This is a genomic window from Bradyrhizobium sp. USDA 3311 (assembly GCF_054062495.1).
In genome coordinates, this window is record NZ_JBSSFI010000001.1 from 1,718,426 (window position 1) to 1,743,573 (window position 25,148).

The 25,148-nt window shown below is 65.6% G+C and carries 20 protein-coding genes; 12 read left to right on the plus strand and 8 right to left on the minus strand.

Annotated features, from left to right (window positions below):
• Positions 1-90 precede the first annotated feature (90 nt).
• From ACVWW6_RS08165 to ACVWW6_RS08185, 5 genes are all read left to right on the plus strand, one after another.
• Positions 91-3,048, plus strand: a complete 2,958-nt coding sequence (locus ACVWW6_RS08165; protein WP_011083284.1) for a 2-oxoglutarate dehydrogenase E1 component — start codon at positions 91-93, stop codon at positions 3,046-3,048.
• A 159-nt stretch (positions 3,049-3,207) separates the two neighbouring features.
• On the plus strand, positions 3,208-4,452 hold the full coding sequence (gene odhB / locus ACVWW6_RS08170) for a 2-oxoglutarate dehydrogenase complex dihydrolipoyllysine-residue succinyltransferase (RefSeq protein ID WP_060909716.1): 1,245 nt from the start codon (positions 3,208-3,210) through the stop codon (positions 4,450-4,452).
• A 65-nt stretch (positions 4,453-4,517) separates the two neighbouring features.
• The gene (locus ACVWW6_RS08175; RefSeq protein WP_028174864.1) at positions 4,518-5,267 is read left to right on the plus strand and encodes an SDR family oxidoreductase; all 750 of its coding nucleotides are present in this window, start codon (positions 4,518-4,520) and stop codon (positions 5,265-5,267) included.
• A gap of 56 nt (positions 5,268-5,323) precedes the next feature.
• Positions 5,324-6,724 carry a dihydrolipoyl dehydrogenase gene (gene lpdA, locus ACVWW6_RS08180; protein ID WP_456680490.1) on the plus strand — a complete coding sequence of 467 codons (1,401 nt, stop codon included), beginning with the start codon at positions 5,324-5,326 and terminating at the stop codon, positions 6,722-6,724.
• A 34-nt stretch (positions 6,725-6,758) separates the two neighbouring features.
• Positions 6,759-7,289 (plus strand): hypothetical protein, encoded by a 531-nt coding sequence (locus tag ACVWW6_RS08185; protein ID WP_011083280.1) that lies wholly within the window; start codon positions 6,759-6,761, stop codon positions 7,287-7,289.
• A 104-nt stretch (positions 7,290-7,393) separates the two neighbouring features.
• Here the strand turns inward: ACVWW6_RS08185 and ACVWW6_RS08190 are convergent, their stop codons facing one another.
• Entirely contained in the window at positions 7,394-7,984 is a 591-nt protein-coding gene (locus ACVWW6_RS08190) for a DUF4337 domain-containing protein (RefSeq protein WP_060909718.1), read from the minus strand.
• Positions 7,985-8,084: 100 nt separating this feature from the next.
• Entirely contained in the window at positions 8,085-9,050 is a 966-nt protein-coding gene (locus ACVWW6_RS08195) for a tyrosine recombinase XerC (protein WP_011083278.1), read from the minus strand.
• A 112-nt stretch (positions 9,051-9,162) separates the two neighbouring features.
• Between ACVWW6_RS08195 and ACVWW6_RS08200 the strand changes: the two genes are divergently transcribed.
• The gene (locus ACVWW6_RS08200; RefSeq protein ID WP_456680491.1) at positions 9,163-11,373 is read left to right on the plus strand and encodes a primosomal protein N'; all 2,211 of its coding nucleotides are present in this window, start codon (positions 9,163-9,165) and stop codon (positions 11,371-11,373) included.
• A 230-nt stretch (positions 11,374-11,603) separates the two neighbouring features.
• Here the strand turns inward: ACVWW6_RS08200 and ACVWW6_RS08205 are convergent, their stop codons facing one another.
• Positions 11,604-12,101, minus strand: coding sequence for a septal ring lytic transglycosylase RlpA family protein (locus ACVWW6_RS08205; protein WP_011083276.1), 498 nt, complete (start codon positions 12,099-12,101; stop codon positions 11,604-11,606).
• 658 nt (positions 12,102-12,759) lie between these two features.
• Between ACVWW6_RS08205 and ACVWW6_RS08210 the strand changes: the two genes are divergently transcribed.
• The 6 genes from ACVWW6_RS08210 (at position 12,760) to ACVWW6_RS08235 (ending at position 19,715) form a co-directional block, all read left to right on the plus strand.
• Entirely contained in the window at positions 12,760-13,320 is a 561-nt protein-coding gene (locus ACVWW6_RS08210) for a F0F1 ATP synthase subunit delta (RefSeq protein ID WP_011083275.1), read from the plus strand.
• Positions 13,320-14,849 carry a F0F1 ATP synthase subunit alpha gene (gene atpA / locus ACVWW6_RS08215; protein ID WP_011083274.1) on the plus strand — a complete coding sequence of 510 codons (1,530 nt, stop codon included), beginning with the start codon at positions 13,320-13,322 and terminating at the stop codon, positions 14,847-14,849. Before ACVWW6_RS08210 ends, atpA begins: the two co-directional genes overlap by 1 nt.
• Positions 14,850-15,023: 174 nt before the next feature.
• The gene (locus tag ACVWW6_RS08220; RefSeq protein WP_011083273.1) at positions 15,024-15,896 is read left to right on the plus strand and encodes a F0F1 ATP synthase subunit gamma; all 873 of its coding nucleotides are present in this window, start codon (positions 15,024-15,026) and stop codon (positions 15,894-15,896) included.
• 82 nt (positions 15,897-15,978) lie between these two features.
• The gene (gene atpD / locus ACVWW6_RS08225) at positions 15,979-17,412 is read left to right on the plus strand and encodes a F0F1 ATP synthase subunit beta (protein ID WP_011083272.1); all 1,434 of its coding nucleotides are present in this window, start codon (positions 15,979-15,981) and stop codon (positions 17,410-17,412) included.
• An 86-nt stretch (positions 17,413-17,498) separates the two neighbouring features.
• Positions 17,499-17,906, plus strand: a complete 408-nt coding sequence (locus tag ACVWW6_RS08230; RefSeq protein ID WP_011083271.1) for a F0F1 ATP synthase subunit epsilon — start codon at positions 17,499-17,501, stop codon at positions 17,904-17,906.
• Positions 17,907-18,068: 162 nt separating this feature from the next.
• Complete coding sequence (locus ACVWW6_RS08235; RefSeq protein ID WP_456680492.1) at positions 18,069-19,715, plus strand: adenylate/guanylate cyclase domain-containing protein; 1,647 nt, start codon at positions 18,069-18,071, stop codon at positions 19,713-19,715.
• A gap of 166 nt (positions 19,716-19,881) precedes the next feature.
• Here ACVWW6_RS08235 and ACVWW6_RS08240 read toward each other — a convergent pair whose 3' ends face one another.
• From ACVWW6_RS08240 to ACVWW6_RS08260, 5 genes are all read right to left on the minus strand, one after another.
• Positions 19,882-20,385 carry an RNA pyrophosphohydrolase gene (locus ACVWW6_RS08240; protein WP_456680493.1) on the minus strand — a complete coding sequence of 168 codons (504 nt, stop codon included), beginning with the start codon at positions 20,383-20,385 and terminating at the stop codon, positions 19,882-19,884.
• Positions 20,386-20,489: 104 nt separating this feature from the next.
• On the minus strand, positions 20,490-20,993 hold the full coding sequence (locus tag ACVWW6_RS08245) for an RNA pyrophosphohydrolase (RefSeq protein WP_011083268.1): 504 nt from the start codon (positions 20,991-20,993) through the stop codon (positions 20,490-20,492).
• Between the two features lie 74 nt (positions 20,994-21,067).
• Positions 21,068-22,291 carry a divergent polysaccharide deacetylase family protein gene (locus tag ACVWW6_RS08250; RefSeq protein WP_028174860.1) on the minus strand — a complete coding sequence of 408 codons (1,224 nt, stop codon included), beginning with the start codon at positions 22,289-22,291 and terminating at the stop codon, positions 21,068-21,070.
• A gap of 147 nt (positions 22,292-22,438) precedes the next feature.
• Positions 22,439-23,794 (minus strand): S41 family peptidase, encoded by a 1,356-nt coding sequence (locus tag ACVWW6_RS08255; RefSeq protein WP_130362857.1) that lies wholly within the window; start codon positions 23,792-23,794, stop codon positions 22,439-22,441.
• Positions 23,791-25,140 (minus strand): murein hydrolase activator EnvC family protein, encoded by a 1,350-nt coding sequence (locus ACVWW6_RS08260; RefSeq protein ID WP_028174859.1) that lies wholly within the window; start codon positions 25,138-25,140, stop codon positions 23,791-23,793. Before ACVWW6_RS08260 ends, ACVWW6_RS08255 begins: the two co-directional genes overlap by 4 nt.
• Positions 25,141-25,148 lie beyond the last annotated feature (8 nt).

The following is a 25,148-nucleotide window of genomic DNA, read 5'->3' on the forward strand; positions in this document are numbered from 1 at the left end:
AAATGGTGCCAATCGCGCTGGGCCTCTGCCGGGGAGCCCAGCGCCAGCGCCGTTTGTTATGCGCGAACCGAAATCGCCAGGAACTCAAGTATGTCTCGCCAAGACGCGAACGCAGCCTTTGCCCTCTCATCTTTTTTGCAGGGCACCAACGCCACCTACATCGACGAAATCTACGCCCGCTACGAGAAGGACCCGTCCTCGGTCGACGCCGAGTGGCAGGAGTTCTTCAAGAGCCTGAAGGACCAGCCGGACGACGTCCGCAGGAACGCCGAGGGCCCGTCCTGGGAGCGCGCCAACTGGCCGCTGACGCCGCAGGACGACCTGACCTCCGCCCTCGACGGCAACTGGGCCGAGGTCGAGAAGGCGGTCGGCGGCAAGATCGCCGCCAAGGCGCAGGCCAAGGGCGCCGATATCTCCTCCGCCGATCTGCTCCAGGCGACGCGCGACTCGGTCCGCGCCTTGATGCTGATCCGCTCCTACCGCATGCGCGGCCACTTCCACGCCAAGCTCGATCCGCTCGGCATCGAGGCGCCGCGCAACCGCGAAGAGCTCGACCCGCGCACCTACGGCTTCAGCGAGGCCGATTTTGACCGCAAGATCTTCCTCGATCACGTGCTCGGCCTCGAATACGGCACGCTGCGCGAGATCACCGCGATCTGCGAGCGCACCTACTGCCAGACGCTCGGCGTCGAGTTCATGCATATCAGCAATGCCGCGCAGAAGGCCTGGATCCAGGAGCGCATCGAGGGGCCCGATAAGGAAATCTCCTTCACCCGCGAGGGCCGCAGAGCCATCCTGACCAAGCTGGTCGAAGCCGAAGGCTTTGAAAAGTTCTGCGATACCAAGTTTACCGGCACCAAGCGTTTCGGTCTCGACGGTGCTGAATCCCTGATCCCCGCGCTCGAGCAGATCATCAAGCGCGGCGGCAATCTCGGCGTGAAGGAAATCGTGCTGGGCATGCCGCATCGCGGCCGCCTCAACGTGCTGACCCAGGTGATGGGCAAGGCCCACCGCGCGCTGTTCCACGAGTTCAAGGGCGGCTCGGCCAACCCTGACGCGGTCGAAGGCTCCGGCGACGTCAAGTATCACCTCGGCGCCTCCTCGGACCGCGAGTTCGACGGCAACCGCATCCATCTGTCGCTGACCGCCAATCCCTCGCATCTCGAGATCGTCGATCCCGTCGTGCTCGGCAAGGTCCGCGCCAAGCAGGACCAGCACGGCGATCCGCCGGATATGCGCATCTCCGTCATGCCGCTCTTGATGCACGGCGACGCCGCGTTCGCCGGCCAGGGCGTGGTCGCGGAATGCTTCGGCCTGTCGGACTTGAAGGGCTACCGCACCGGCGGCTCCGTGCACTTCATCGTCAACAACCAGATCGGCTTCACCACCTATCCGCGTTACTCGCGTTCCTCGCCCTATCCGTCGGATGTGGCGAAGATGATCGACGCGCCGATCTTCCACGTGAACGGCGACGATCCGGAAGCCGTGGTGTTCGCGGCCAAGGTCGCGACCGAATTCCGGCAGAAGTTCCACAAGCCCGTCGTCATCGACATGTTCTGCTACCGCAGGCATGGCCATAACGAGGGCGACGAGCCGGCGTTCACCCAGCCGGTGATGTACAAGAAGATCGCGGCGCATCCGTCCACGCTCGAGCTCTACGCCCGCCGCCTCATCAGCGAAGGCGTGATGACCGAGGGCGAGGTCGACAAGGCCAAGGCCGACTGGCGCGCGCGGCTCGATGCCGAGTTCGAGGCCGGCACCTCCTACAAGCCGAACAAGGCCGACTGGCTCGACGGCAAGTGGGCGGGCTTCAAGATCGCCGACCAGGAAGAGGACGCCCGCCGCGGCGTCACCGGCGTCGACATCACCGCGCTGAAGGATATCGGCCGCAAGATCACCAAGGTGCCGGATGGTTTCCGCGTCCACCGCACCATCCAGCGCTTCCTGGAGAACCGCTCCAAGGCGATCGACAGCGGCGCCGGCATCGACTGGGCGACCGGCGAAGCGCTGGCGTTCTGCTCGCTGCTCAACGAGAACCATCACGTCCGGCTGTCCGGCCAGGATTCCGAGCGCGGCACCTTCTCGCAGCGCCACTCGGTCCTGATCGACCAGGAAGACGAGAGCCGCTACACGCCGTTCAACCATCTCGGCCACGAGCAGGGCCATTACGAGGTCATCAACTCGCTGCTGTCGGAAGAAGCCGTGCTCGGCTTCGAATATGGCTATTCGCTCGCCGAGCCGAACACGCTGACCCTGTGGGAAGCGCAGTTCGGCGACTTCGCCAACGGCGCGCAGGTCGTGTTCGACCAGTTCATCTCCTCGGGCGAGCGCAAATGGCTGCGCATGTCCGGCCTCGTCTGCCTCTTGCCGCACGGCTATGAAGGGCAGGGACCGGAGCACTCCTCGGCGCGCCTCGAGCGTTACTTGCAGATGTGCGCGGAAGACAACATGCAGGTGGTCTACCCGACCACGCCGGCGAACTACTTCCACGTGCTGCGCCGGCAGCTGCATCGCGAGATCCGTAAACCCCTGATCCTGATGACGCCGAAGTCGCTGCTGCGTCACAAGCGGGCGGTGTCGCGTCTCGAGGAGCTTGCGAAGGGAACGACCTTCCACCGCATCCTGTACGACGACGCCCAGATGCTGCCAACCGATGCCATCAAGCTCGTTCCGGACGAGAAGATCCGCCGCATCGTGCTCTGCTCCGGCAAGGTCTATTACGACCTCTACGAGGAGCGCGAGAAGCGCGGCATCGACGACATCTACCTGATGCGCGTCGAGCAGCTCTATCCGGTGCCGCTGAAGGCGCTGGTGGCCGAGCTGTCGCGCTTCAAGAAGGCCGAAGTGGTGTGGTGCCAGGAAGAGCCCCGCAACATGGGTGCCTGGCACTTCATCGAGCCCTATCTGGAGTGGGTGCTGAACCAGGTGAACGGTGTGAGCCGGCGTCCGCGTTATGTCGGCCGCGCCGCTTCCGCCGCGACCGCCACGGGTCTGATGTCCAAGCATCAGGCTCAGCTGAAGGCGTTCCTGGACGAAGCACTGAGCTGAACTTTTTGAACTGCGTCATGCCCCGCCAAAAGCGGGGCATCCGGCATGCCATGGCGTCCTCGTGAATGCGAACGTCCCGGCTTGCTGGATGGCCTGCTTTTCGCTGGCCGTGACAATTGGAATTCATGACCGCATTGGCGATCCCTTAAGGAAAAGACCATGACTGAAATTCGTGTGCCGACGCTCGGCGAATCCGTCACCGAGGCCACCATCGGCCGCTGGTTCAAGAAGGCCGGCGACCCCGTCGCCGTTGACGAGCCCTTGGTGGAGCTCGAGACCGACAAGGTCACCATCGAAGTCCCGGCGCCCTCCGCCGGCACGCTGAGCGAGATCATCGCCGCTGACGGCGCGACCGTTGCCGTGGGCGCGCTGCTCGGCCAGATCACCGAAGGCGCCGCCGGCGCGGCCAAGCCGGCCGCTGCTCCCGCCAAGCCCGCTGCTGCTCCGGCCGCCGCGGCGGCTGCTGCCGCACCGGCTCCGGCCGCGAAGGCGCCGCCGGCCGATGCCCCGCTCGCCCCCTCCGTGCGCAAGCTCTCGGCCGAGACCGGCATCGACGCTTCGACCGTTCCGGGCTCCGGCAAGGACGGCCGCGTCACCAAGGGCGACATGCTCGCCGCGATCGAGCGTGCGGCCTCCGCGCCGACCCCGGTCAACCAGCCCGCCGCCGCCGTTCAGGTCCGCGCGCTGTCGCCGGCCGATGACGCCGCCCGCGAAGAGCGCGTCAAGATGACCCGGCTGCGCCAGACCATCGCGCGCCGCCTCAAGGACGTGCAGAACACCGCGGCCATGCTCACGACCTTCAACGAGGTCGACATGACCAACGTCATGGCGCTGCGCGCCCACTACAAGGACGCGTTCGAGAAGAAGCACGGCAGCAAGCTCGGCTTCATGGGCTTCTTCACCAAGGCCGTCGTGCAGGCGCTGAAGGACATCCCGGCCGTCAACGCCGAGATCGACGGCACCGACCTGATCTACAAGAACTACTATCACATCGGCGTCGCCGTCGGCACCGACAAGGGCCTCGTCGTGCCCGTGGTGCGTGACTGCGACCACAAGTCGATCGCCGACATCGAGAAGGGCATCGCCGATTTCGGCCGCCGCGCCCGTGACGGCCAGCTCAAGATCGACGAGATGCAGGGCGGTACCTTCACCATCACCAATGGCGGCATCTACGGTTCGCTGATGTCGACCCCGATCCTCAACGCGCCGCAGTCCGGCATCCTCGGCATGCACAAGATCCAGGAGCGGCCGATGGTCGTCGGCGGCAAGATCGAGGTCCGCCCGATGATGTACCTGGCGCTGTCCTACGATCACCGCGTCATCGACGGCAAGGAAGCCGTCACCTTCCTCGTCCGCGTCAAGGAGAGCCTGGAAGATCCGGCGCGCCTGGTGCTCGATCTCTGATCGCTGATGCTCTGCGAGCGCCGTCGCCCTCACGCGACGGCGCGTGTCGAACCATGGAGGCGCGCATGACCGATAAAGTCGTTGTCATCACCGGCGGGAGCCGCGGCATCGGGCGGGCGACCGCGATCGCGGCGGCCGCACGCGGCTTCCGTGTCGTGGTCGGCTACGCCAGCAACAAGCAGGCTGCGGATGAAGTCGTCGCGCAGATCGCGGCCAGCAACGGCAAGGCCATCGCGGTGAAATGCGATGTCGCCGAGGAAAGCGACATCCTCGAGCTGTTCAAGCAGGCGGACAAGTTCGGCACGCTCGGCGCACTCGTCAATAACGGCGGCATCGTCGGCAAGAGCGGCGTGCGCGTCGACGAGATGTCGGCCGAGCGCATCCAGCGCGTGATGGCGGTCAACGTCACCGGCTCCATCCTCTGCGCGCGCGAGGCGGTGAAGCGGATGTCGACCAGGCACGGCGGCAAGGGCGGCGTCATCGTGAACCTGTCGTCGGTCGCAGCCCGGCTCGGCGCACCCAACACCTATGTCGATTATGCCGCGTCCAAGGGCGCGGTCGATTCCTTCACCGTCGGGCTCGGCTACGAGGTCGCGGGCGAAGGCATCCGCGTCGCGGCGATCCGGCCCGGCCTGATCGACACCGAAATCCACGCCGCCGGCGGCGAGCCCGACCGCGCCCATCGTCTGGCCCATTTGGTGCCGATGAAGCGCGTCGGCACCGCCGAGGAAATCGCCAACGCCATCGTCTGGCTGATGTCGGACGATGCCTCCTACGTCACCTCAGCCATTCTTGATGTGTCCGGCGGACGCTGACGCGCCGCGCGGACGCTGACGCATCTTTCCACGCTAAACTCACGGGACTTTCTCTCATGGCTACCTACGATCTCGTCGTCATCGGCACCGGACCGGGCGGTTATGTCTGCGCGGTGCGCGCAGCCCAGCTCGGCATGAAAGTCGCCGTGGTCGAAAAGAACGCTACGCTCGGCGGCACCTGCCTCAATGTCGGCTGCATGCCCTCGAAGGCGCTGCTGCACGCCTCCGAAATGTTCGAGGAGGCCGCGCACTCCTTCGCCAAGATGGGCGTGTCGGTCTCCGCGCCGAAGCTCGAGCTGCCGGCGATGATGAACTTCAAGCAGCAGGGCATCGACGGCAACGTCAAGGGCGTCGAGTTCCTGATGAAGAAGAACAAGATCGACGTGCTCAAGGGCACCGGCAAGATCCTTGGCACCGGCAAGGTCGAAGTCTCCGCCGACGGCAAGTCGCAGGTCGTCGAGACCAAGAGCATCGTGATCGCCACCGGCTCGGACATCGCGCGTCTCAAGGGCATCGAGATCGACGAGAAGCGCATCGTTTCGTCCACCGGCGCGCTGTCGCTGGACAAGGTCCCCGGCAAGCTGCTCGTCGTCGGCGCCGGCGTGATCGGCCTCGAGCTCGGCTCGGTGTGGAAGCGGCTCGGCGCCGAAGTCGTCGTCGTCGAATTCCTGGATCGCATCATGCCCGGCATGGACGGCGAGATCGCCAAGCAATTCCAGCGCATCCTCGAGAAGCAGGGCTTTGCATTCAAGCTCGGCGCCAAGGTCACCGCCGTTGATACCTCCGGCAAGACGCTGAAGGCGACGATCGAGCCCGCCGACGGCGGCGCTGCGGAGACGCTGGAAGCCGACGTCGTGCTCGTCTGCATCGGCCGCGTGCCCTACACCGATGGGCTCGGCCTGAAGGAAGCCGGCGTTGCGCTCGACAATCGCGGCCGCGTGCAGATCGATCCGCATTTCGCCACCAGCCTGAAGGGCGTCTATGCCATCGGCGACGTCGTCGCGGGCCCGATGCTCGCGCACAAGGCCGAGGACGAAGGCGTTGCGGTTGCCGAGATCATCGCGGGCCAGGCCGGCCACGTGAATTACGACGTTATCCCAGGCGTCGTGTATACCACCCCGGAAGTCTCCTCCGTCGGCAAGACCGAGGAGGAACTGAAGCAGGCGGGCGTGGCTTATACCGTCGGGAAGTTTCCCTTTACCGCCAACGGCCGCTCCAAGGTCAACCAGACCACCGATGGCTTTGTGAAGATTCTCGCAGATGCGAAGACCGATCGCGTGCTCGGCGTGCACATTATCGGCCGCGAAGCCGGCGAAATGATCCATGAAGCGTGCGTTCTCATGGAGTTTGGCGGCAGTGCGGAGGATCTCGCGCGCACCTGCCACGCGCATCCGACCCGCTCGGAGGCCATCAAGGAAGCCGCGCTTGCAGTCGGCAAGCGGGCCATCCATATGTAGGCGACGCCCCGAGCCGAATCGGGCGGGACAACACATGCTGCGCCGCCTTCTCCAACCGGTCTGGGTCCTGCTTGCGATCATTTTCCTGATCGAAGCCTGGCTGTGGGACCATCTCGAACCGATCGTCGCGCGGGTTGTCGCCGCCATCCCGCTCGCGCGTTTCAAGCAATGGCTGACGGAGCGTGTCGACGCGCTGTCGCCGGCCATGACGCTGATCGTGTTCGCGGTCCCCATCATCCCGCTGTTTCCGCTCAAGCTGGTCGGCCTGTGGCTGCTCACGCATGAATACTGGACCAGCGCTGTCTTCACGATCCTGTTCGCAAAGCTCGTCGGCGTCGGCGTCACCGCCTTCGTGTTCGACGTCACGCGCGACAAGCTTTTGGAGATGCACTGGTTCGAGCGGATCTACGATCTCGTGATGAAGGTGCGTGCCAAGGCGCACCTGCTGGTCGACCCGATCAAGCAGCGCATCCGCGAGCTGATCACCGGCAACGGCGAAGGCTGGTCCGCCCGCACGCTCCGCCTGATCCAGCGCTTCCGCAAGAGCGTGCATCAGGCGCGGTGATTGCTGCGGCAATCAATCTATCACCGTCACCCCCGCGCAACGGCGAAGCCGTTGTCGCTGGAGGTGGCCGCTTCTTTGGCAGCGCAACCGCCTCATCAGCCCCCTCAATGCAAATGCAGCAGATGCGGCCACCACAGGCCGAGCGCGGTCATGAGCAGGCCGGCGAGCGTCAGGAGGCCGCCGACATAGGCGAGCGCGAAGATGCCGGTGATGATGGTGGCCGAGGCCAGCACGATGCCGATCTGGAAGGCGGCGGATGCCAGTTCGAAGTGATGGTATTTCGCGGTCGCCTCGTCGCGCTCGTGCTCGGCATGCTTGGCCTTCTCGGCGAGCTGCTCGGTGCCTTCGCCGGTCTCGGGCTCGGAGCGATAGCGCTGCGCGGTCTTGGTCCAGTCGTCGACCTGCTTCTGCACCGCTGCCTTCATGGCGTCGTCGGTCGCGCCGACGACCGTGAGCTTGCCCTGCTCGGCCGCGGTCACCACCACGGTGCGGCGGATGCTCTTGGCCTGGAAGAACGCCCAGAGATTGGCGGCCTCGACGTTCTTGCTGATCGATTCGGTCTGGGCGCCCTTGCCGAGCGTCTCCGAGATCGCCAGGAACAGGGCCAGCACGGCGATCAGAAGAGCGATCTTCTTGTTCGAGCCGGACGCGTGTTCGGCGTGCTCGGCATGCTCCATGCTTTCATGTGCGCTCATAAATCCCTCCTGCCTGGATGCCCCACGATTGACCGAACCGCGGGCGCCGCGCAAGAGGCATGCGCGCCAAGAGCTTGCTATGACAGCTTGATGTCAGAATTCACCGCCGCGGATGCGCGCTCGCATAGACTTCCAGCAGCCGCTCGGAATCGATGCCGGTGTAGATCTGCGTGGTCGAGAGCGAGGAATGGCCGAGCAGTTCCTGGATCGCGCGCAGGTCGCCGCCGCGCGACAGAAGATGCGTGGCGAAGGAATGGCGCAGCGCGTGCGGCGTCGCGCTGTCGGGCAGGCCGAGCGCGCCGCGCAGCCGCTCCATCGCGAGCTGGATGATGCGCGGGCTCAAGGGACCGCCGCGCGCGCCGACGAAGATCGGCCCTTCCGCCGGCAGCGGATAGGGGCACATCGAAACATATTCCTGCACCAGCGCCAGCACGTTCTGCAGCACCGGCACCATGCGGGTCTTGTTGCCTTTGCCTGTGACGACGAGCACGTCGCCTTCGCCCGGCTTCGGCACCTCGCGGCGCTTCAGTCCGAGCGCTTCGGAGATGCGCAGGCCGGAACCATACAGCAGCGCCATCACCGCCGCATCGCGCGCCAGAATCCAGGTCTCGCGTTCCTCGCCGGCGCGCTCGTCGGCGTCCGCAAGACGTTTGGCCGACGCCATCGGCAGCGGCTTCGGCAGGCTCTTTGCGACTTTCGGCGCTCGGATCGCCGAGAGCGCGCCGACCTTGCCCTTGCCCTCGCGCTCGAGGAAGCGGCCGAACGAGCGCAGGCCCGCCAGCGCGCGCATCAGCGAGCGACCGGCAATGTCGTCGGCCCGGCGCATCGCCATGAAGGCGCGCACGTCGGTGGCCTCCAGCGCGGCGAAGCGCTTGAGCGTGACGCGTTCGCCCCAATGATTGCAGAGGAAATCCAGGCACTGCCGCAAGTCGCGGCCATAGGCCTCCAGCGTCTTCGGCGACAGCCGCCGCTCGGCGCCGAGATGCGACAGCCAGCGCGTCATCTCCTGCGCGATCGAGGGATCGGCGCTGGCGAGCTCGATTTGTGGGGCGGCCGCTTTGCTCATGCGCTCTGGACGTGGTGATTCCGCACAGTATATCGCATCACACTCGTTTATCGTTCGCTAAGGCCGCCTCACGGCGCTAGCCTTGAGGCCCCCGGGTTCCGATTCTCAGTTCATGGACCACACGTCCCGCAGCAGCACCGTTTCCGCCAACGCGACCCGCATGGTCGACGTGCTGGTGCCGGTCGCGCTCGACCAGACCTATTCCTACAAGGTGCCGCGCGGGATGGAGCTGAAGGCGGGCGATCTCGTCGGCGTGCCGCTTGGGCCCCGCGAGGTGCTCGCCGTGGTCTGGGCCGAAAACGCCAATCCCGATCCGCGCCTGCACAACCGCCTCAAGGAGGTCAGCGAGAAGCTCGACCTCCAGCCGCTGAAGCCCGAGTTGCGTTCGGTCGTCGACTGGGTCGCCAATTACACGCTGAGCCCGCGCGGCATGGTGCTGCGCATGTGCCTGCGGATGGGCGAGAATCTCGGCCCCGAGCGGGTGCGCCCCGGCGTGCGCCTGATCGGCGATCCCCCCAGGCGGCTGACGCCGGCGCGGCAACGCGTGATCGAGGTGCTGTCGGACCGGCTGCTGCACGGCAAGTCCGAAGCGGCCAAGGAGGCGGGCGTCTCGGCCGGCGTGATCGACGGCCTGGTGGACGAAGGCACGCTCACGGTCGAGCCGATGCCGCCGCCGCCACCGCCGCCGGCCCCCGATCCGGATTTCGGCCGGCCGGATTTCACACCGCTCCAGCGCACCGCGGTCGATACGATGCGCGCGCTCGCGGCCAACGGCACCTTCCACGTCGCGCTGCTCGACGGCGTCACCGGCTCGGGCAAGACCGAGGTCTATTTCGAGGCGGTCGCGGAGGCGATCCGCCGCGGCAGGCAGTCGCTGATCCTGATGCCGGAGATCGCGCTCACCGGCCAGTTCCTCGACCGCTTCGCGCAGCGTTTTGGCGTGCGGCCGATCGAATGGCACTCCGAGCTCACCCCGCGCACCCGCGCGCGCAACTGGGCGGCGATCTCCGAAGGCAGCGCGCCGGTCGTGGTCGGCGCGCGCTCGGCGCTGTTTCTGCCCTACGCCAATCTCGGCCTCATCGTCGTCGACGAAGAGCATGACCAGGCCTACAAGCAGGACGAGGGCGTGCATTACCATGCCCGCGACATGGCGGTGGTGCGCGCGCATATCGCAAAAATTCCGATCGTGCTGGCCTCCGCGACGCCGTCGGTCGAATCCGAGGTCAATGCGCGCAAGAACCGCTATCAGCGCATCGCGCTGCCCTCGCGCTTCGGCGGCCAGCACATGCCGCATATCGAGGCGATCGACATGCGCCGCGAGCCGCCGGCGCGCGGCCGCTTCATCTCGCCGCGCCTGGCGGGCGAGATCAGGACCGCGATCGAGCGGCGCGAGCAGGCGCTATTGTTCCTCAATCGCCGCGGCTATGCGCCGCTGACGCTGTGCCGCGCCTGCGGCCACCGCTTCGCCTGCACCATCTGCGATGCCTGGCTGGTCGATCATCGCTTCCGCCAGCGCCTCGTCTGTCACCATTGCGGCTTCTCGATGCCGCGCCCGCATGTCTGTCCGAACTGTTCGGCGGAGGAATCGCTGGTCGCGGTCGGCCCCGGCGTCGAGCGCCTGCAGGAAGAAGCGGCCGCGCTGTTCCCGGAGGCGCGCACCATGGTGCTGTCGAGCGATCTCATCACCTCGATCGAGACCATGCGCTCCGAGCTTGCCGAGATCGCGGAGGGCCGCGTCGACATCATCATCGGCACGCAGCTCGTCGCCAAGGGCCACAATTTCCCGCGGCTCAATCTGGTCGGCGTCGTGGATGCGGATCTCGGCCTTTCCAATGGCGATCCGCGCGCGGCGGAACGCACCTGGCAGTTGCTCAACCAGGTGATCGGCCGCGCCGGACGCGAGCAGGGCCGCGGCGTCGGCTATCTCCAGACCCACCAGCCCGATCATCCCGTGATGAAGGCGCTGATCGCCTGCGACCGCGAAGCCTTCTACGACAGCGAGATCGATCTTCGCGAGCGCACGCTGTATCCGCCGTTCGGCCGGCTCGCCAGCCTGATCATCTCGGCCGGCGACCGCCCGAGCGCGGAAGGCTTTGGCCGCCGCCTCGTTGCGCTCGCGCCGCGCGACGAGCGCGTGGTGGTGCTGGGCCCGGCGGAAGCGCCGCTCGCCGTCATCAAGGGCCGCTACCGCTTCCGCATCCTGGTGAAATCGGCGCGCGGTTTCGACCTGTCGGACTATTTGCGCAACTGGCTCGCGGTCTGTCCGAAGCCGAAGGGCAATCAGAAGCTGGAGGTGGACGTCGATCCGCAGAGCTTTTTGTAAGGCTGCGGTCGCCGCCACATTCTCCGCTGTCATTCCGGGGCACGCGAAGCGTGAGCCCGGAATCCATTTCACCGCGGGCCCTGCCGCCCGATGGATTCCGGGCTCGATGCTGCGCATCGCCCCGGAATGACGACAACAAAAAGCCCGCCGTCCCCCAAGACGGCGGGCTTGTTTCATGCGCGCATCAAACTGATGGAAAGTGCGCGGGCAATGTGAGGCGCCGTGGCGCCTTAGGAGATGACTTCCGCGGTGACGCGGCCGACGCCGGCGCCGGTGAGGCCGATGGCGCGGGCAGCGCCCGTGGAGAGGTCGAGCACACGGCCGCGAATGAACGGGCCACGGTCATTGATGGTGACGATCACGCTCGAGCCGCCGTGGGTGACGCGCAGCTTGGTGCCGAACGGCAGCGAACGGTGTGCCGCGGTCATGGCGTTCTGGTTGAAGCGCTGGCCCGAGGCGGTCCTGCTGCCGGACTCGTTGCCGTAATAGGAGGCCATGCCGGAGAAGCTGTGCCCGGTGCCCGAGGACGGCGTCATCGCCGCATTGGCATTGCGCCAATCAGAGCCTGCATTGGCGTCGGTCTGGGCGTGGTGGCGATGATGGTGCCGGTGATGCCTGGATTTGGCGGAAGCTTCGGTGGCGGTTCCACCGATGAAGAGGGTTGCGGCTATGAAAGCGATCGCCGTGCGCGGCCGGGTCACAGTGCCCAGCGTCTTGAAAGACAGCATTTAGTGGTCCCTAAGCTAGTATTGCCACATATGTGGCCAGTGGAGCCCTCATCAGTTTGTGAGCGGTTTGGCGTTTCGTTGCGCAATGCGGCATGAATTGGGCAGTAATTCCATTCTGTTTCGTCGTGAAATATCTTGTGACCTGCCGGTATATTCATCCGACATTCCGTAATATTTAACTTTAACAATTCATTAACTAAACTATTACTTATGAATACTGTAGAGTGAAGTCATCGCTCTCAGCATTTAGAATTGGGTAAGTATTCAGCGGGCGGCGCGACCGGGGCCGAATTCACGCCTCAGCGATCCGTGTTCATGGCCGCTATGCGCTGAGAGCAGGAACCAACGGCGCCGCACCGCCGCAAGGCTCGCGGCAATTCCGTGGCGTGGCAGGTCATCGTCGAGGTCGCCGACCCCTCGTCATTGAAGCGCCGTCGCGTGCGACGAACTGGCGACAGAACCTCGTGCCTTTAATTTGGCGTCATGTTGCACGTGCGCGCCTGCTATGTTAGCAAAGCCGCGATTTTAACGAGCCCGGCACTTCCCGTGCTGGTCGAAAATCGAAGTCCCGCTTGAATTCCAAGGGCTTGGATCGCTAGGCGCCGCTTCGTGGCGACGGTTTTTCCCTTGCGAATTTGACAGCAAAAAGAGCGCGTCTGTGGCTGCAGAAGATACGTCCGTTTCCGGTGTGTCCGGCCGTTATGCAACGGCCTTGTTTGAACTGGCCCGCGACCAGAAAGCGGTCGACGAGGTCAAGGCCGACCTCGACAGGTTCGAGGCCTTGCTCGGCGAGAGCGCCGATCTGAAGCGCCTCGTCCGCAGCCCGGTGTTCGCGGCCGATGCCCAGTCCAGGGCCCTCACGGCCGTGCTGGACAAGGTCGGCATCGCCGGCATCTCTGCCAATTTCCTGAAAGTGCTGACCGCCAACCGCCGCCTGTTCGTGGTGGCTGACGTCATCCGCGCCTACCGCGCCCTCGTCGCCAAGTTCAAGGGCGAGGCGACCGCTGATGTCACCGTGGCGGAGGCGCTCTCGGACAAGAATCTCGACGCCCTCAAGGTTGCCCTGAAGTCGGTGACCGGCAAGGACGTCGCGCTGAACGTGAAAGTCGATCCCTCGATCATCGGTGGCCTCGTCGTCAAGCTGGGCAGCCGCATGGTGGATGGTTCGCTTCGCACCAAACTCAATTCGATCAAGCACGCGATGAAAGAGGCAGGCTGATGGACATCCGCGCCGCGGAAATTTCCGCGATCCTCAAGGACCAGATCAAGAATTTCGGCCAGGAAGCTGAAGTCTCCGAAGTCGGACAGGTGCTGTCCGTCGGCGACGGTATCGCCCGCGTCTACGGTCTGGACAACGTCCAGGCCGGTGAGATGGTCGAGTTCGAGAACGGCACCCGCGGCATGGCGCTGAACCTCGAAACCGACAACGTCGGCGTCGTTATTTTCGGTGCCGACCGCGAGATCAAGGAAGGTCAGACCGTCAAGCGCACCCGCGCCATCGTGGACGCGCCGGTCGGCAAGGGCCTGCTCGGCCGCGTCGTCGACGCGCTCGGCAACCCGATCGACGGCAAGGGCCCGATCCAGGCCGACAAGCGTATGCGCGTCGACGTCAAGGCGCCCGGCATCATTCCGCGCAAGTCGGTGAGCGAGCCGATGGCGACCGGCCTCAAGGCGATCGACGCCCTGATCCCGATCGGCCGCGGCCAGCGCGAGCTGATCATCGGCGACCGTCAGACCGGCAAGACCGCGATCGCGCTCGACACCATCCTGAACCAGAAGCCGCTCAACGCGCAGCCCGACGAGAACATCAAGCTGTACTGCGTCTACGTCGCAGTCGGCCAGAAGCGTTCGACCGTCGCCCAGTTCGTGAAGGTGCTGGAAGAGCAGGGCGCGCTCGAATACTCGATCATCGTCGCCGCCACCGCCTCGGATCCGGCGCCGATGCAGTACATTGCCCCCTTTACTGCCTGCACCATGGGCGAATTCTTCCGCGATAACGGCATGCACGCCGTCATCATCTATGACGATCTGTCCAAGCAGGCCGTCGCTTACCGCCAGATGTCGCTGCTGCTGCGCCGTCCGCCGGGCCGCGAAGCCTATCCGGGCGACGTGTTCTATCTGCACTCCCGCCTGCTCGAGCGCGCGGCGAAGCTCAGCAAGGATCATGGCTCGGGCTCGCTGACTGCGCTGCCTATTATCGAAACCCAGGCCAACGACGTGTCGGCCTACATCCCGACCAACGTCATCTCGATCACCGACGGCCAGATCTTCCTGGAAACCGACCTGTTCTTCCAGGGAATCCGTCCCGCGGTGAACGTCGGTCTGTCGGTGTCGCGCGTCGGTTCGTCCGCGCAGACCAAGGCCACCAAGAAGGTCGCCGGCAAGATCAAGGGCGAGCTCGCGCAGTATCGCGAAATGGCGGCGTTCGCGCAGTTCGGCTCCGACCTCGACGCCTCGACCCAGCGCCTGCTCAACCGCGGTTCGCGCCTGACCGAGCTCCTGAAGCAGCCGCAGTTCTCGCCGCTGAAGATGGAAGAGCAGGTCTGCGTGATCTGGGCTGGCACCAACGGCTATCTCGATCCGCTCCCCGTTAACAAGGTGCGCGCGTTCGAGGACGGTCTGCTCTCGCTGCTGCGCGGCAAGAACGTCGAGATCCTCAATTCGATCCGCGACAGCCGCGACCTCTCCGACGACACCGCTGCCAAGCTGAAGTCGGTGGTCGAAGGTTTTGCGAAGAGCTTCGCGTAAGAACCGTCACGGCCGGGCCAAAAGCGCGAAGCGCGTCTTCGCATTTGATGTCCCGGCCATCCACGCCTTACCGCGTGGGAGACGAAGACGTGGATGCCCGGGACAGGCCCGGGCATGACGACAGAGACAGGCTAGCGGTTTGGCCGCAAGGGCTCGAACCGTCGGGGACGAAGAATGGCGTCACTTAAAGACATGCGCGTCCGCATCGCCTCCACCAAGGCGACGCAAAAGATCACCAAGGCCATGCAGATGGTCGCGGCCTCGAAGCTGCGCCGCGCGCAGACCGCGGCCGAGGCTGCGCGTCCCTATGCCGACAAGATGAGCGCGGTGATTTCCAACATCGCCGGCGCCGCGGCGGGCTCGCCCGGCGCGCCGGCGCTGCTGGCCGGCACCGGCAGGGACCAGGTCCACCTGCTGCTGGTCTGCACCGGCGAGCGCGGCCTGTCCGGCGCCTTCAACTCCTCGATCGTGCGTCTCGCCCGTGAGCGCGCGCTGGCGCTGATGGCGCAGGGCAAGGAAGTGAAATTCTTCTGCGTCGGCCGCAAGGGTTACGAGCAGCTGCGCCGCCAGTTCGACAAGCAGATCGTCGAGCATCTCGACCTGCGCAGCGTTCGCCAGCTCGGCTTCGTCAACGCTGAGGACATCGCCAAGAAGGTTCTGGCGCGCTTCGAGGCCGGTGAATTCGACGTCTGCACGCTGTTCTATTCGCGCTTCCGCTCGGTGATCGCCCAGATCCCGACCGCCCAGCAGATCATCCCGCTGGTCGTCGAGGAGGGCACTGCCGCCAGCACGACGTCTTACGAATACGAGCCGGAAGAGGACGAGATCCTCACGCGCCTGCTGCCGCGCAACCTCGCGGTCCAGATTTTCCGCGCGCTGCTCGAGAACAACGCCTCGTTCTACGGCGCGCAGATGAGCGCGATGGACAACGCGACGCGCAACGCCGGTGAGATGATCCGCAAGCAGACGCTGGTCTACAACCGCACGCGTCAGGCGCAGATCACCAAGGAACTGATCGAAATCATCTCGGGTGCCGAGGCCGTCTGATCAAGGCGCTTCATTGCCCGTTAAACCCAACATCCCGGTCAGTTGACCGTGGTCTAGAAGTTCGGATCGAAGGAGACATTCAATGGCAGCCCAGTCCGGTCGCGTCACCCAGGTCATCGGCGCCGTCGTCGACGTGCAGTTCGAAGGCCACCTCCCGGCCATTCTCAATTCGCTCGAGACCAAGAACGGCGGCAACCGCCTGGTGCTCGAAGTCGCCCAGCATCTCGGCGAATCCACCGTGCGCACGATCGCGATGGACACCACCGAGGGTCTGGTCCGCGGCCAGGAAGTGACCGACACCGGTTCGCCGATCCGCGTTCCCGTCGGCGAAGGCACGCTCGGCCGCATCATCAACGTCATCGGCGAGCCGATCGACGAAGCCGGCCCGGTCAAGTCGGAAGGCCTGCGCGCCATCCACCAGGAAGCGCCGACCTACACCGACCAGTCCACCGAAGCTGAAATTCTCGTCACCGGCATCAAGGTCGTCGATCTCCTGGCTCCCTATGCGAAGGGCGGCAAGATCGGCCTGTTCGGCGGCGCCGGCGTCGGCAAGACCGTGCTGATTCAGGAGCTGATCAACAACGTCGCGAAGGCGCACGGTGGTTACTCCGTGTTCGCCGGCGTCGGCGAGCGTACCCGCGAGGGCAACGACCTCTATCACGAGTTCATCGAGTCCAAGGTCAACGCCGATCCGCACAATCCGGATCCGAGCGTGAAGTCGAAGTGCGCGCTGGTGTTCGGCCAGATGAACGAGCCGCCGGGCGCCCGCGCCCGCGTCGCGCTCACCGGTCTGACCATCGCGGAAGACTTCCGCGACAAGGGCCAGGACGTGCTGTTCTTCGTCGACAACATCTTCCGCTTCACCCAGGCCGGCTCGGAAGTGTCGGCGCTGCTCGGCCGTATTCCTTCGGCGGTGGGTTATCAGCCGACGCTCGCGACCGACATGGGCGCGCTGCAGGAGCGCATCACCACCACGCAGAAGGGCTCGATCACCTCGGTGCAGGCCATCTACGTTCCGGCCGACGACTTGACCGACCCGGCGCCCGCGACCTCGTTCGCGCATCTGGACGCGACCACCACGCTGTCGCGCTCGATCGCCGAAAAGGGCATCTACCCGGCGGTGGACCCGCTCGACTCGACCTCGCGCATGCTCTCGCCGCTGGTCGTCGGCGAGGAGCACTACGCGGTCGCCCGTCAGGTCCAGCAGGTGCTGCAGCGCTACAAGGCGCTTCAGGACATCATCGCCATTCTCGGCATGGACGAGCTTTCGGAAGAGGACAAGCTGACGGTGGCCCGCGCCCGCAAGGTCGAGCGCTTCATGTCGCAGCCGTTCCACGTCGCCGAAATCTTCACCGGCTCGCCCGGCAAGTTCGTCGACCTCGCCGACACCATCAAGGGCTTCAAGGGCCTGGTGGAAGGCAAGTACGACCACCTGCCGGAAGCTGCCTTCTACATGGTCGGCACCATCGAAGAGGCGGTCGAGAAGGGCAAGAAGCTCGCCGCTGAAGCGGCCTAAGAAGCGAATGGCGAATGGGGAGTAGCGAATAGTCGCCGCTCCCACTCGCCGCTCGCCATTCGCCACTCGCTATTCGCAGGTTTCTCATGGCCACCTTCCACTTCGATCTCGTCTCGCCGGAAAAGCTCGCATTCTCGGGTGAGGTCGACCAGGTCGACATCCCCGGCGTCGAGGGCGACTTCGGCGTGCTGGCGGGACATGCGCCGGTCGTGGCTGCAATCCGGCCGGGCATCCTCACCGTCACCACCGCCGGCCGCCACGAGAAGATCATCGTGCTCGGCGGCCTCGCCGAAGTCTCCGAAAAGGGCCTCACCGTGCTCGCCGACGTCGCGACCTCGCTGGACGAGCTCGATCGTGCCCAGTTCGCCGAGACCATCGCGGAGATGGAGGAGGGCCTGAAGGAGCACGAAGGCGGCGAGCTCGATCTGGCCATCGAGCGGCTGGACCACTACAAGAGCATCCAGCAGCAGCTCAGCTCGACGGCTATGCATTAAGCCCCGAGGCATCGCTTCGGGGCTCGAACGCGAAATTCCTGCAAGAAATTCCTGAATAAGTTCAGCGCTCGTCACGGAAGTGGCGGGCGCTGAAACTTTGTTGCACTGCGCAGCCGATAGCGGCATTCTTCGCCCGCGAATTTGTTCCGGGGCGGGTCACAGATGAAACGCAAGATCGCAGCGATTTTCGCAGCCGATATTGCCGGGTATTCGAGGCTGGTCGCGGAAGACGAGGAGGAGACGCTGCGGCGCCTGGCCTCCTACCGCGAAGTCATCGACGATTTCATCGCAAAGGCGAACGGTCGCATCTTCAACACCGCCGGCGATGCCGTGCTCGCGGAATTTCCGAGCGCGGTGGACGCGGTGCGCTGCGCGATCGACATCCAGGAGTCCTTGCGGACCCGCAACATGGCCTATCCGCCGAGCCGGCAGATGTCGTTCCGCATCGGCATCACCATCGGCGACGTGGTCGAGCGCAACGGCGATCTGCTCGGCGACGGCGTCAACATCGCCGCGCGGCTGGAAGGCCTCGCCGAGGTCGGCGGCATCTGCGTTTCCCGTGCCGTGCACGAGCAGGTCGCCAACAAGCTGTCGGTGCAGTTCGCCGATATCGGCGCGCAGGAGGTGAAGAACATCCCGACGCCGGTGCATGCCTACATGGTGGCGATGCGGCGCGAGGACGGCACCTATTCGAAGCCGCAGTTGAAGAAGCCCGCCTCCAGGCTCGCCGCCGCACCCGTGTGGATGTGGCCGCTGGTGGTGGCAGTCGTCTCGGTCGTTGCCATCGTTGTCACCGGCTTCCTCTACAACACCAAGCTCAAGCAGACGGCGACCGCCGTGGTGACGCCGGCCGCGACGCCAAGTGCGGCGCCGAGCGCGACGCCGACCCAGCTCGCAAAGGCGCAGGTAGCGCCGACGGCGCCGCCGAATGCCGGCGCTGCGATGGCGCCGATGCCCGCACCGTCGCCATCCGCCTCGCCGATGACGGGCAAGTTTGCTGCCGACAGCGTGCCCTTCATCAACGAGCGCATCCGCAACTACCTGGCCGGGGACTATTCCGCCGCCGGCGACTACAAGGCCTTCGCGCTCAATATCGGCGGCTTCACTGGTTCAGCGTTGAACCAGCCGAACGAGGAGGCCGCGCGTAACGCCGCGCTCGATCAGTGCCAGAAGCGCGCCGATGCCGCGCAATCGCCGCGGCGCTGCGAGCTCTATGCGGTCGGCAACAATGTCGTCTACACGCATGGCAAGCCGCCGATGCCGCCGTCTCCCTATTTTCGGCATGACGCGATGACCGAGCGAACCTTTGCGTCGAAGGACTTTCCGATGGTGCGCGATCCGCAAAAGGTCCGGCTCGAGAACATGTTCGTGCCGGCGGCGAAATCCCGGTCGGTCGCGCTCGGCCCGGGCGGACAATATTTCATGGTGCTGGGCTCATCATCGCCCGAGGAATCGGCGCGGCGTGCGCTGGAATCGTGCGGCGCGATCGCGGGCGTCGCCTGCATGATCGTCGCGGTGGACGATAATTTCGTCGTGCCGATTCCGACCCTGCTCAGGATCACCGGCTTCTTCCATGCTGCGAGCAATGCCTCGATCGTGGCCGACGCCCGCGACGAGGTCGTGCGCAAGCTCGCCGATGGCATGGGCTGGAATGCCGTCGCCGTCGGCACCGCAGGCCGCCCCGGCCTCGGCCTCAAGGCCGCGGACGAGCAGACCGCGGTCAATTCCGCGCTAGCTGATTGCGCCAGGCGCGACAGCGACTGCCACGTGATCGCGATCGGCCCGTTTACGGTCGGGCCGACGAACTAGCGCTTGCTCTGATTGGGCCCGACGAACGCGCCAACAAAGGTGCGTTCCCTCCCCAACAAGGGGGGAGGAACGAGAGAATCGTGCGGCCCGCACGCGCAAATTTCCGTCGAGAATGTCCCAATGATTTCAACCACCATTCTACTGTGCATGGGGTTGTTTTCGCAGTTTAGCTCGCGAAGGGCGCGAACTGCTGCGCCACGGCCCGATAGACCTCGCGGCGGAACGGCACCACGAGATCGGCGACGCGATCGAGATGCTCCCAGCGCCACGCGTCGAATTCCGCGGGCTGCCCGTTCTGCGGCGTCAGCGGATCGATCTCGTCATCCTTGCCGGTGAAGCGCAGCGCGAACCATTTCTGGCGCTGGCCGCGAAACTTCGCCAGTCGATGCGTCTGCGGTCCGTCATAGGGCGGGAATTCGTAGGTGAGCCAGTCGGTCTCGCCGAGATAGCTCGCGCTGACGACATTGGTCTCCTCCCAGAGCTCGCGCATCGCCGCATCGCGCAGGTCCTCGCCCTCGTCGACGCCGCCCTGCGGCATCTGCCAGTCGAGACCCGGCAGGATGATCTCGGGGCCGTCGCCCTTGAAGCGGTGGCCGATCAGCACGCGGCCTTCGGCATTGAACAGCGCGATCCCGACATTGGGACGGTAGGGTTTGTTGTCGTTCGACATGCGGTCACTTCTCTGATCGTCATTCCGGGATGGTCCGAAAGACCAGCCCCGGAATTCCGAGATCCCGGGGTCGTGCTTCGCACGCCCCGGAGTGACGGTGCAAACTATTCCTCCGCCAGCGCGGAAAACTCCTTCACCACGCGCTCATAGACCGGGCGCTTGAAGGGGATGATCAGCCCGGGAAGATTCTTCATCGGCTCCCAGCGCCAGCTGACGAACTCGGCCTTGTGGCCGCCGCCGGGGTTCTCGACATTGATCTCGCTGTCCTTGCCGGTGAAGCGCACCGCGAACCATTTCTGGCGCTGGCCGCGGTAGCGGCCCTTCCAGGCGCGTCCCGCGACCGTGCGCGGGATGTCGTAGATCAGCCAGTCCGGAACCTCGCCGAGCCGCTCGACCGAGCGCACGCTGGTCTCCTCATAGAGCTCGCGCTTGGCGGCCGCCCAGGTGTCCTCGCCGGGATCGACGCCGCCTTGCGGCATCTGCCAGACATGGGTGTCGTCGATATGTTCGATGCCACCGGCGCGGCGGCCGATGAACACCAGTCCCTTCGCGTTAATCAGCATCACTCCGACGCAAGTCCGGTAGGGCAGATCCTCGTAACGCGCCATTCCGCCAAACCTCTCGCGTGCTTCCGGCAGGGCATCTCGGCCCCGCGGGACCCGTACCGTACCAATTCGTTGATTTAGCTGGATTTTGATTTCAGCATCGCGGTTGTCAATGGCACCAAAAGGATACCCCGGTCGCCCAATGTCTTGGTCCAGGCGCCGATGCGCTCGATCGAGACGGGTAGGGCGGAGGCGGTGCCGATGGCCGTGCCGCGCTCGCGCGCCGCCGATTCGAGCTTGTTCAGGGCACGGTCGATCTCGGCCGGGGTCGGCACCACGTCGATAGCGATGTCGCCCTTGCCGAACGGCATCGCCTGGCTCGCTGCGGCCTGGGGTGCGATGCTGCGGGGCGAGGAGCCGTCGTCGAAGAAGCCGAGGCCGCGCTTGGCCGCCTCGCGGATGATCGGCTGCATCGCCGCGTCCGTCGCCACGAAGCGGGCGCCCATGAAATTGGTGATGCCGGCATAGCCCTGCATCCGGCTCAGGTGCCAGTACAGGCGGTCCATGTTCTGGTCGGCGCTGAGCGAGGTCAGCAGCGTCTGCGGGCCCGGGTCGTTGTCAGGGAAGTCGTAGGGCTCCATCGGGATCTGGAGGAAGATCTCGTGGCGCTGGGCGCGGGCCCGCTCGGCGAGTTTTCCTGGATCAGAGCCATAGGGCGTGAAGGCCAGCGTCACCGCGGCCGGCAGCTTCATGATCGCGTCGGTGGTCTTGGCGGCGCCGACGCCGAGCCCGCCGATCACGATCGCGACGACCGGCATCTTGGCGGCCTTGGCGCGGTCGGCGTCGGCCGCGTAGACGTTGAACGGCTTCGATCCGTCGGCGACCACCGGGATCATACCGTAGCGCGACTTCTCCAGCAGCTTCGGGTCAATTCCGGCCATGACGGGCGGCGGTGCGGACGCCGCCTCGCCCTTGTCGGCGGCCTCGCCGGCGCCGATCACCACGTCATGGCGCGCGCCGGTGGAGCCGTCGATCATGGTGACGGTCTTCTGCTCGCCGGGAGCGGCCTGCTTCGGCGCCTCCCTGGTCTCGTGCTTGCTCTCTTGCTTGCTGTCCTGGCCGTGGCCGGAGGCGGCCGGCTTCTCGTCCGTGGCTTTGGGCTCGCGGATCGCGATCCGCGTCATCGGCTCGCCGCCGAGCGGATCCTTGTTGAAGATGGCGAAGCCGGCAAAGGTGACGAGGAACAGGCCGAGCAGCATGGCGAGCGCCTGCATGGCCGTGAACGGCAGCCGCAGCCGGCGTTTCCGGCGCAGCTTGTCCTGTCCGAGCGGGGCGCTCAGATCATCGGCCGTTTCAGTCATGCGCGATCCCGAATCACTGCTGCCGACGATACCACGCCGAGGTCAAGCGGCGGCAGGCCGGGATAGGCCGGGGATGCCAGGAGATCCAAGCAAAAAGGGCGGCTCCGGGAGCCGCCCTTTGCGTTGGATCGCGCGGGTCGCGCCGACTCAGTTCGCCGCTTTGGGCTTGTCGGCCGCGGCCTTGTCGGTACCCGGCGTGGGCGCCGCGGAGGCGCTGTTCTTGATGCCGTGGAGCAGGTCGTCGGCGAGCTTCAGCGCCTTGTCGTCCTTGGCGTCCGGCGGGACGTAGGACTGCGAGCCGGTCTTCTCGTCGCCGTCGTTCTTCAGATGGCCGCGCAGCGAAGCCTCGCCCTTGGTGTCGGTGCGCGACTTCAGCTCGTCCGGCACGTCCTGCAGCACTTCGATGTCGGGCACGATGCCCTTGGCCTGGATCGACTTGCCCGACGGCGTGTAGTAGCGCGCCGTGGTCAGGCGCAGCGCGCCGTTGCCCGAGCCGAGCGGGATGATGGTCTGCACCGAGCCCTTGCCGAACGAGCGCGTGCCGACGATGGTCGCGCGCTTGTGGTCCTGCAGCGCGCCGGCGACGATTTCGGACGCCGAGGCCGAGCCGCCATTGACCAGAACGATGACCGGCTTGCCCTTGGTGAGGTCGCCGGCATGCGCGGTGCGGCGCTGGGTCTCCTCGGCATTGCGGCCGCGGGTCGACACGATCTCGCCCTTCTCCAGGAACGAGTCGGAGACGGTGACCGCTTCCTCGAGCAGGCCGCCCGGATTGTTGCGCAGGTCGATGATGTAGCCCTTCAGCTTGTCGCCGATCTGATTCGAGAGGTTGGCGACCTCGCGCTTCAGGCCTTCGGTGGTCTGCTCGTTGAAGGTGGTGATGCGGATATAGGCGATGTCGTCGGCCTCGATGCGGGCGCGCACCGAGCGGACGCGGATGTTGTCGCGCACCAAGGTGACGTCGAGCGGATTGTCCTGGCCCTTGCGGATGATCTTGAGCTTGATCTTGGTGTTGACCGGACCGCGCATCTTCTCGACCGCCTGGTTCAGGGTCAGGCCCTGCACCGCTTCGTCGTCGAGATTGGTGATGATGTCGTTGGCCATGATGCCGGCGCGCGAGGCCGGTGTGTCGTCGATCGGCGAGACGACCTTGATCAGGCCGTCTTCCATCGTGACCTCGATGCCGAGGCCTCCGAACTCACCGCGGGTCTGCACCTGCATGTCGCGGAAGCTCTTGGCGTCCATGTAGCTCGAATGCGGATCGAGGCCGGTGAGCATGCCGCTGATGGCGGATTCGATCAGCTTGGTGTCGTCGGGCTTCTCGACATAGTCGGAGCGCACGCGCTCGAAGACGTCGCCGAACAGATTGAGCTGGCGATAGGTGTCCGCGGTGGCGGCCCGCGCGCTGGAGCCCATGAAGACCGCGCGCGGCTGGGTCACGAACAGCGTCAGCGCCGCACCGGTGGCCGCGCTGAGGAGGATAACTGAAGTCTTGCGCATCATCCGCGAACCTTCTCGCCTTCATTTGCGGCCCACCATGGGCCTGGATCGATTGGAGTGCCGTCTTTGCGGAACTCGACATACAGCACAGGTTGACTCGCGTTCGTGGCGAGAATGGAGGCGACTTGAGAGGTCGACCCCATGGTCGCGACCGGCTCCCCCGTGAGCACAAACTGTCCGATGTTGACCGAAATGCGCTCCATCCCGGCGATCAGGACATGATACCCGCCCCCGGCGTTGAGGATCAAGAGTTGTCCATAACTGCGGAACGGGCCGGCATAGACCACCCAGCCATCACACGGCGTCGTGACCTGGGAGCCCGGCTTGGTGGCCAGCGAAATGCCCTTCTGGACCCCGCCGACCCCATCGGAACCGCCAAAGTCCCTGATCTTGTTACCGTTAACCGGAAGCGGCAGCAGGCCCTTGGCCGAAGCGAAGGCGATCGCGGGGCTGGTCCGGGACCGGTCCTTGAAAGCGCCAGGGCCCGACTTGGCGCCGGCGGCCGCTTTTGCCTCCGCCTGCCTGGCGGCCTCGGCTGCCTTCTCCGCCGCCTTGGCGGCGCTTTGCAGGTCCTGCTCCATCTTGGCGATCAGGCCCTGGAGATCGCCGACCTGCCTTGAAAGCATGATGGCGCGCGAGTTCTCGGCATCGAGGTCCTTCTCGCGCGCGGCCTGCTGGCGCTGCCGTTCGTCGACCAATGCGGCGAGCCGGCTCTGGTCGTTGCGGACCCTGTCGCGATCGGAAGCGAGCTGGTCGCGTTCGGTGGCGATGTTCTTGCGCAGAGCCACGAGCTCGCCGAGCTCGCTCGCGATCTTTTCGGCGCGGCCGCGCAGTTCCGGCACGACGGCGCCGAGCAGCATCGCCGTGCGCAGCGATTGCAGCGCGTCCTCGGGCCGCACCAGCAGCGCGGGCGGCGTGCGCCGGCCGGCGCGCTGCAAGGCCGCCAGTACCTCGACGATGTCGGCGCGGCGCGAATCAAGCGAGGTGCGCATCGCCTGCTCGCGGCCGTTGAGCGTCTTCAGCCGCGCTTCGGCTTCGTCGATCTTGGTCTCGACGCTGCGCACATTGGCGGCAGTGTCGATCAGCTGCTGGTTGAGCTGGGTGCGGTCCTGGCCGAGCGAGGTGATCTCGGCCTTGAGCTTGGCCTGCGCCTCCTCCGCGCTCTTCTGCCTGGCGCGCGCGGCCTCCAGCTCCTGCTCGCGCTGCTTGATCGCATCGGGCGAGACGGCTGCCGTCTGCGGTGCCGGCGTCTGAGCTTGCGCGAGGCTTGCGCCCAAGACACTTGCATCCAAGACACTTGCGCCTGAGACGCTCGCGATCAGCAGCAGGTTGAGGACAGGCGCTCGCATCGCTTTAG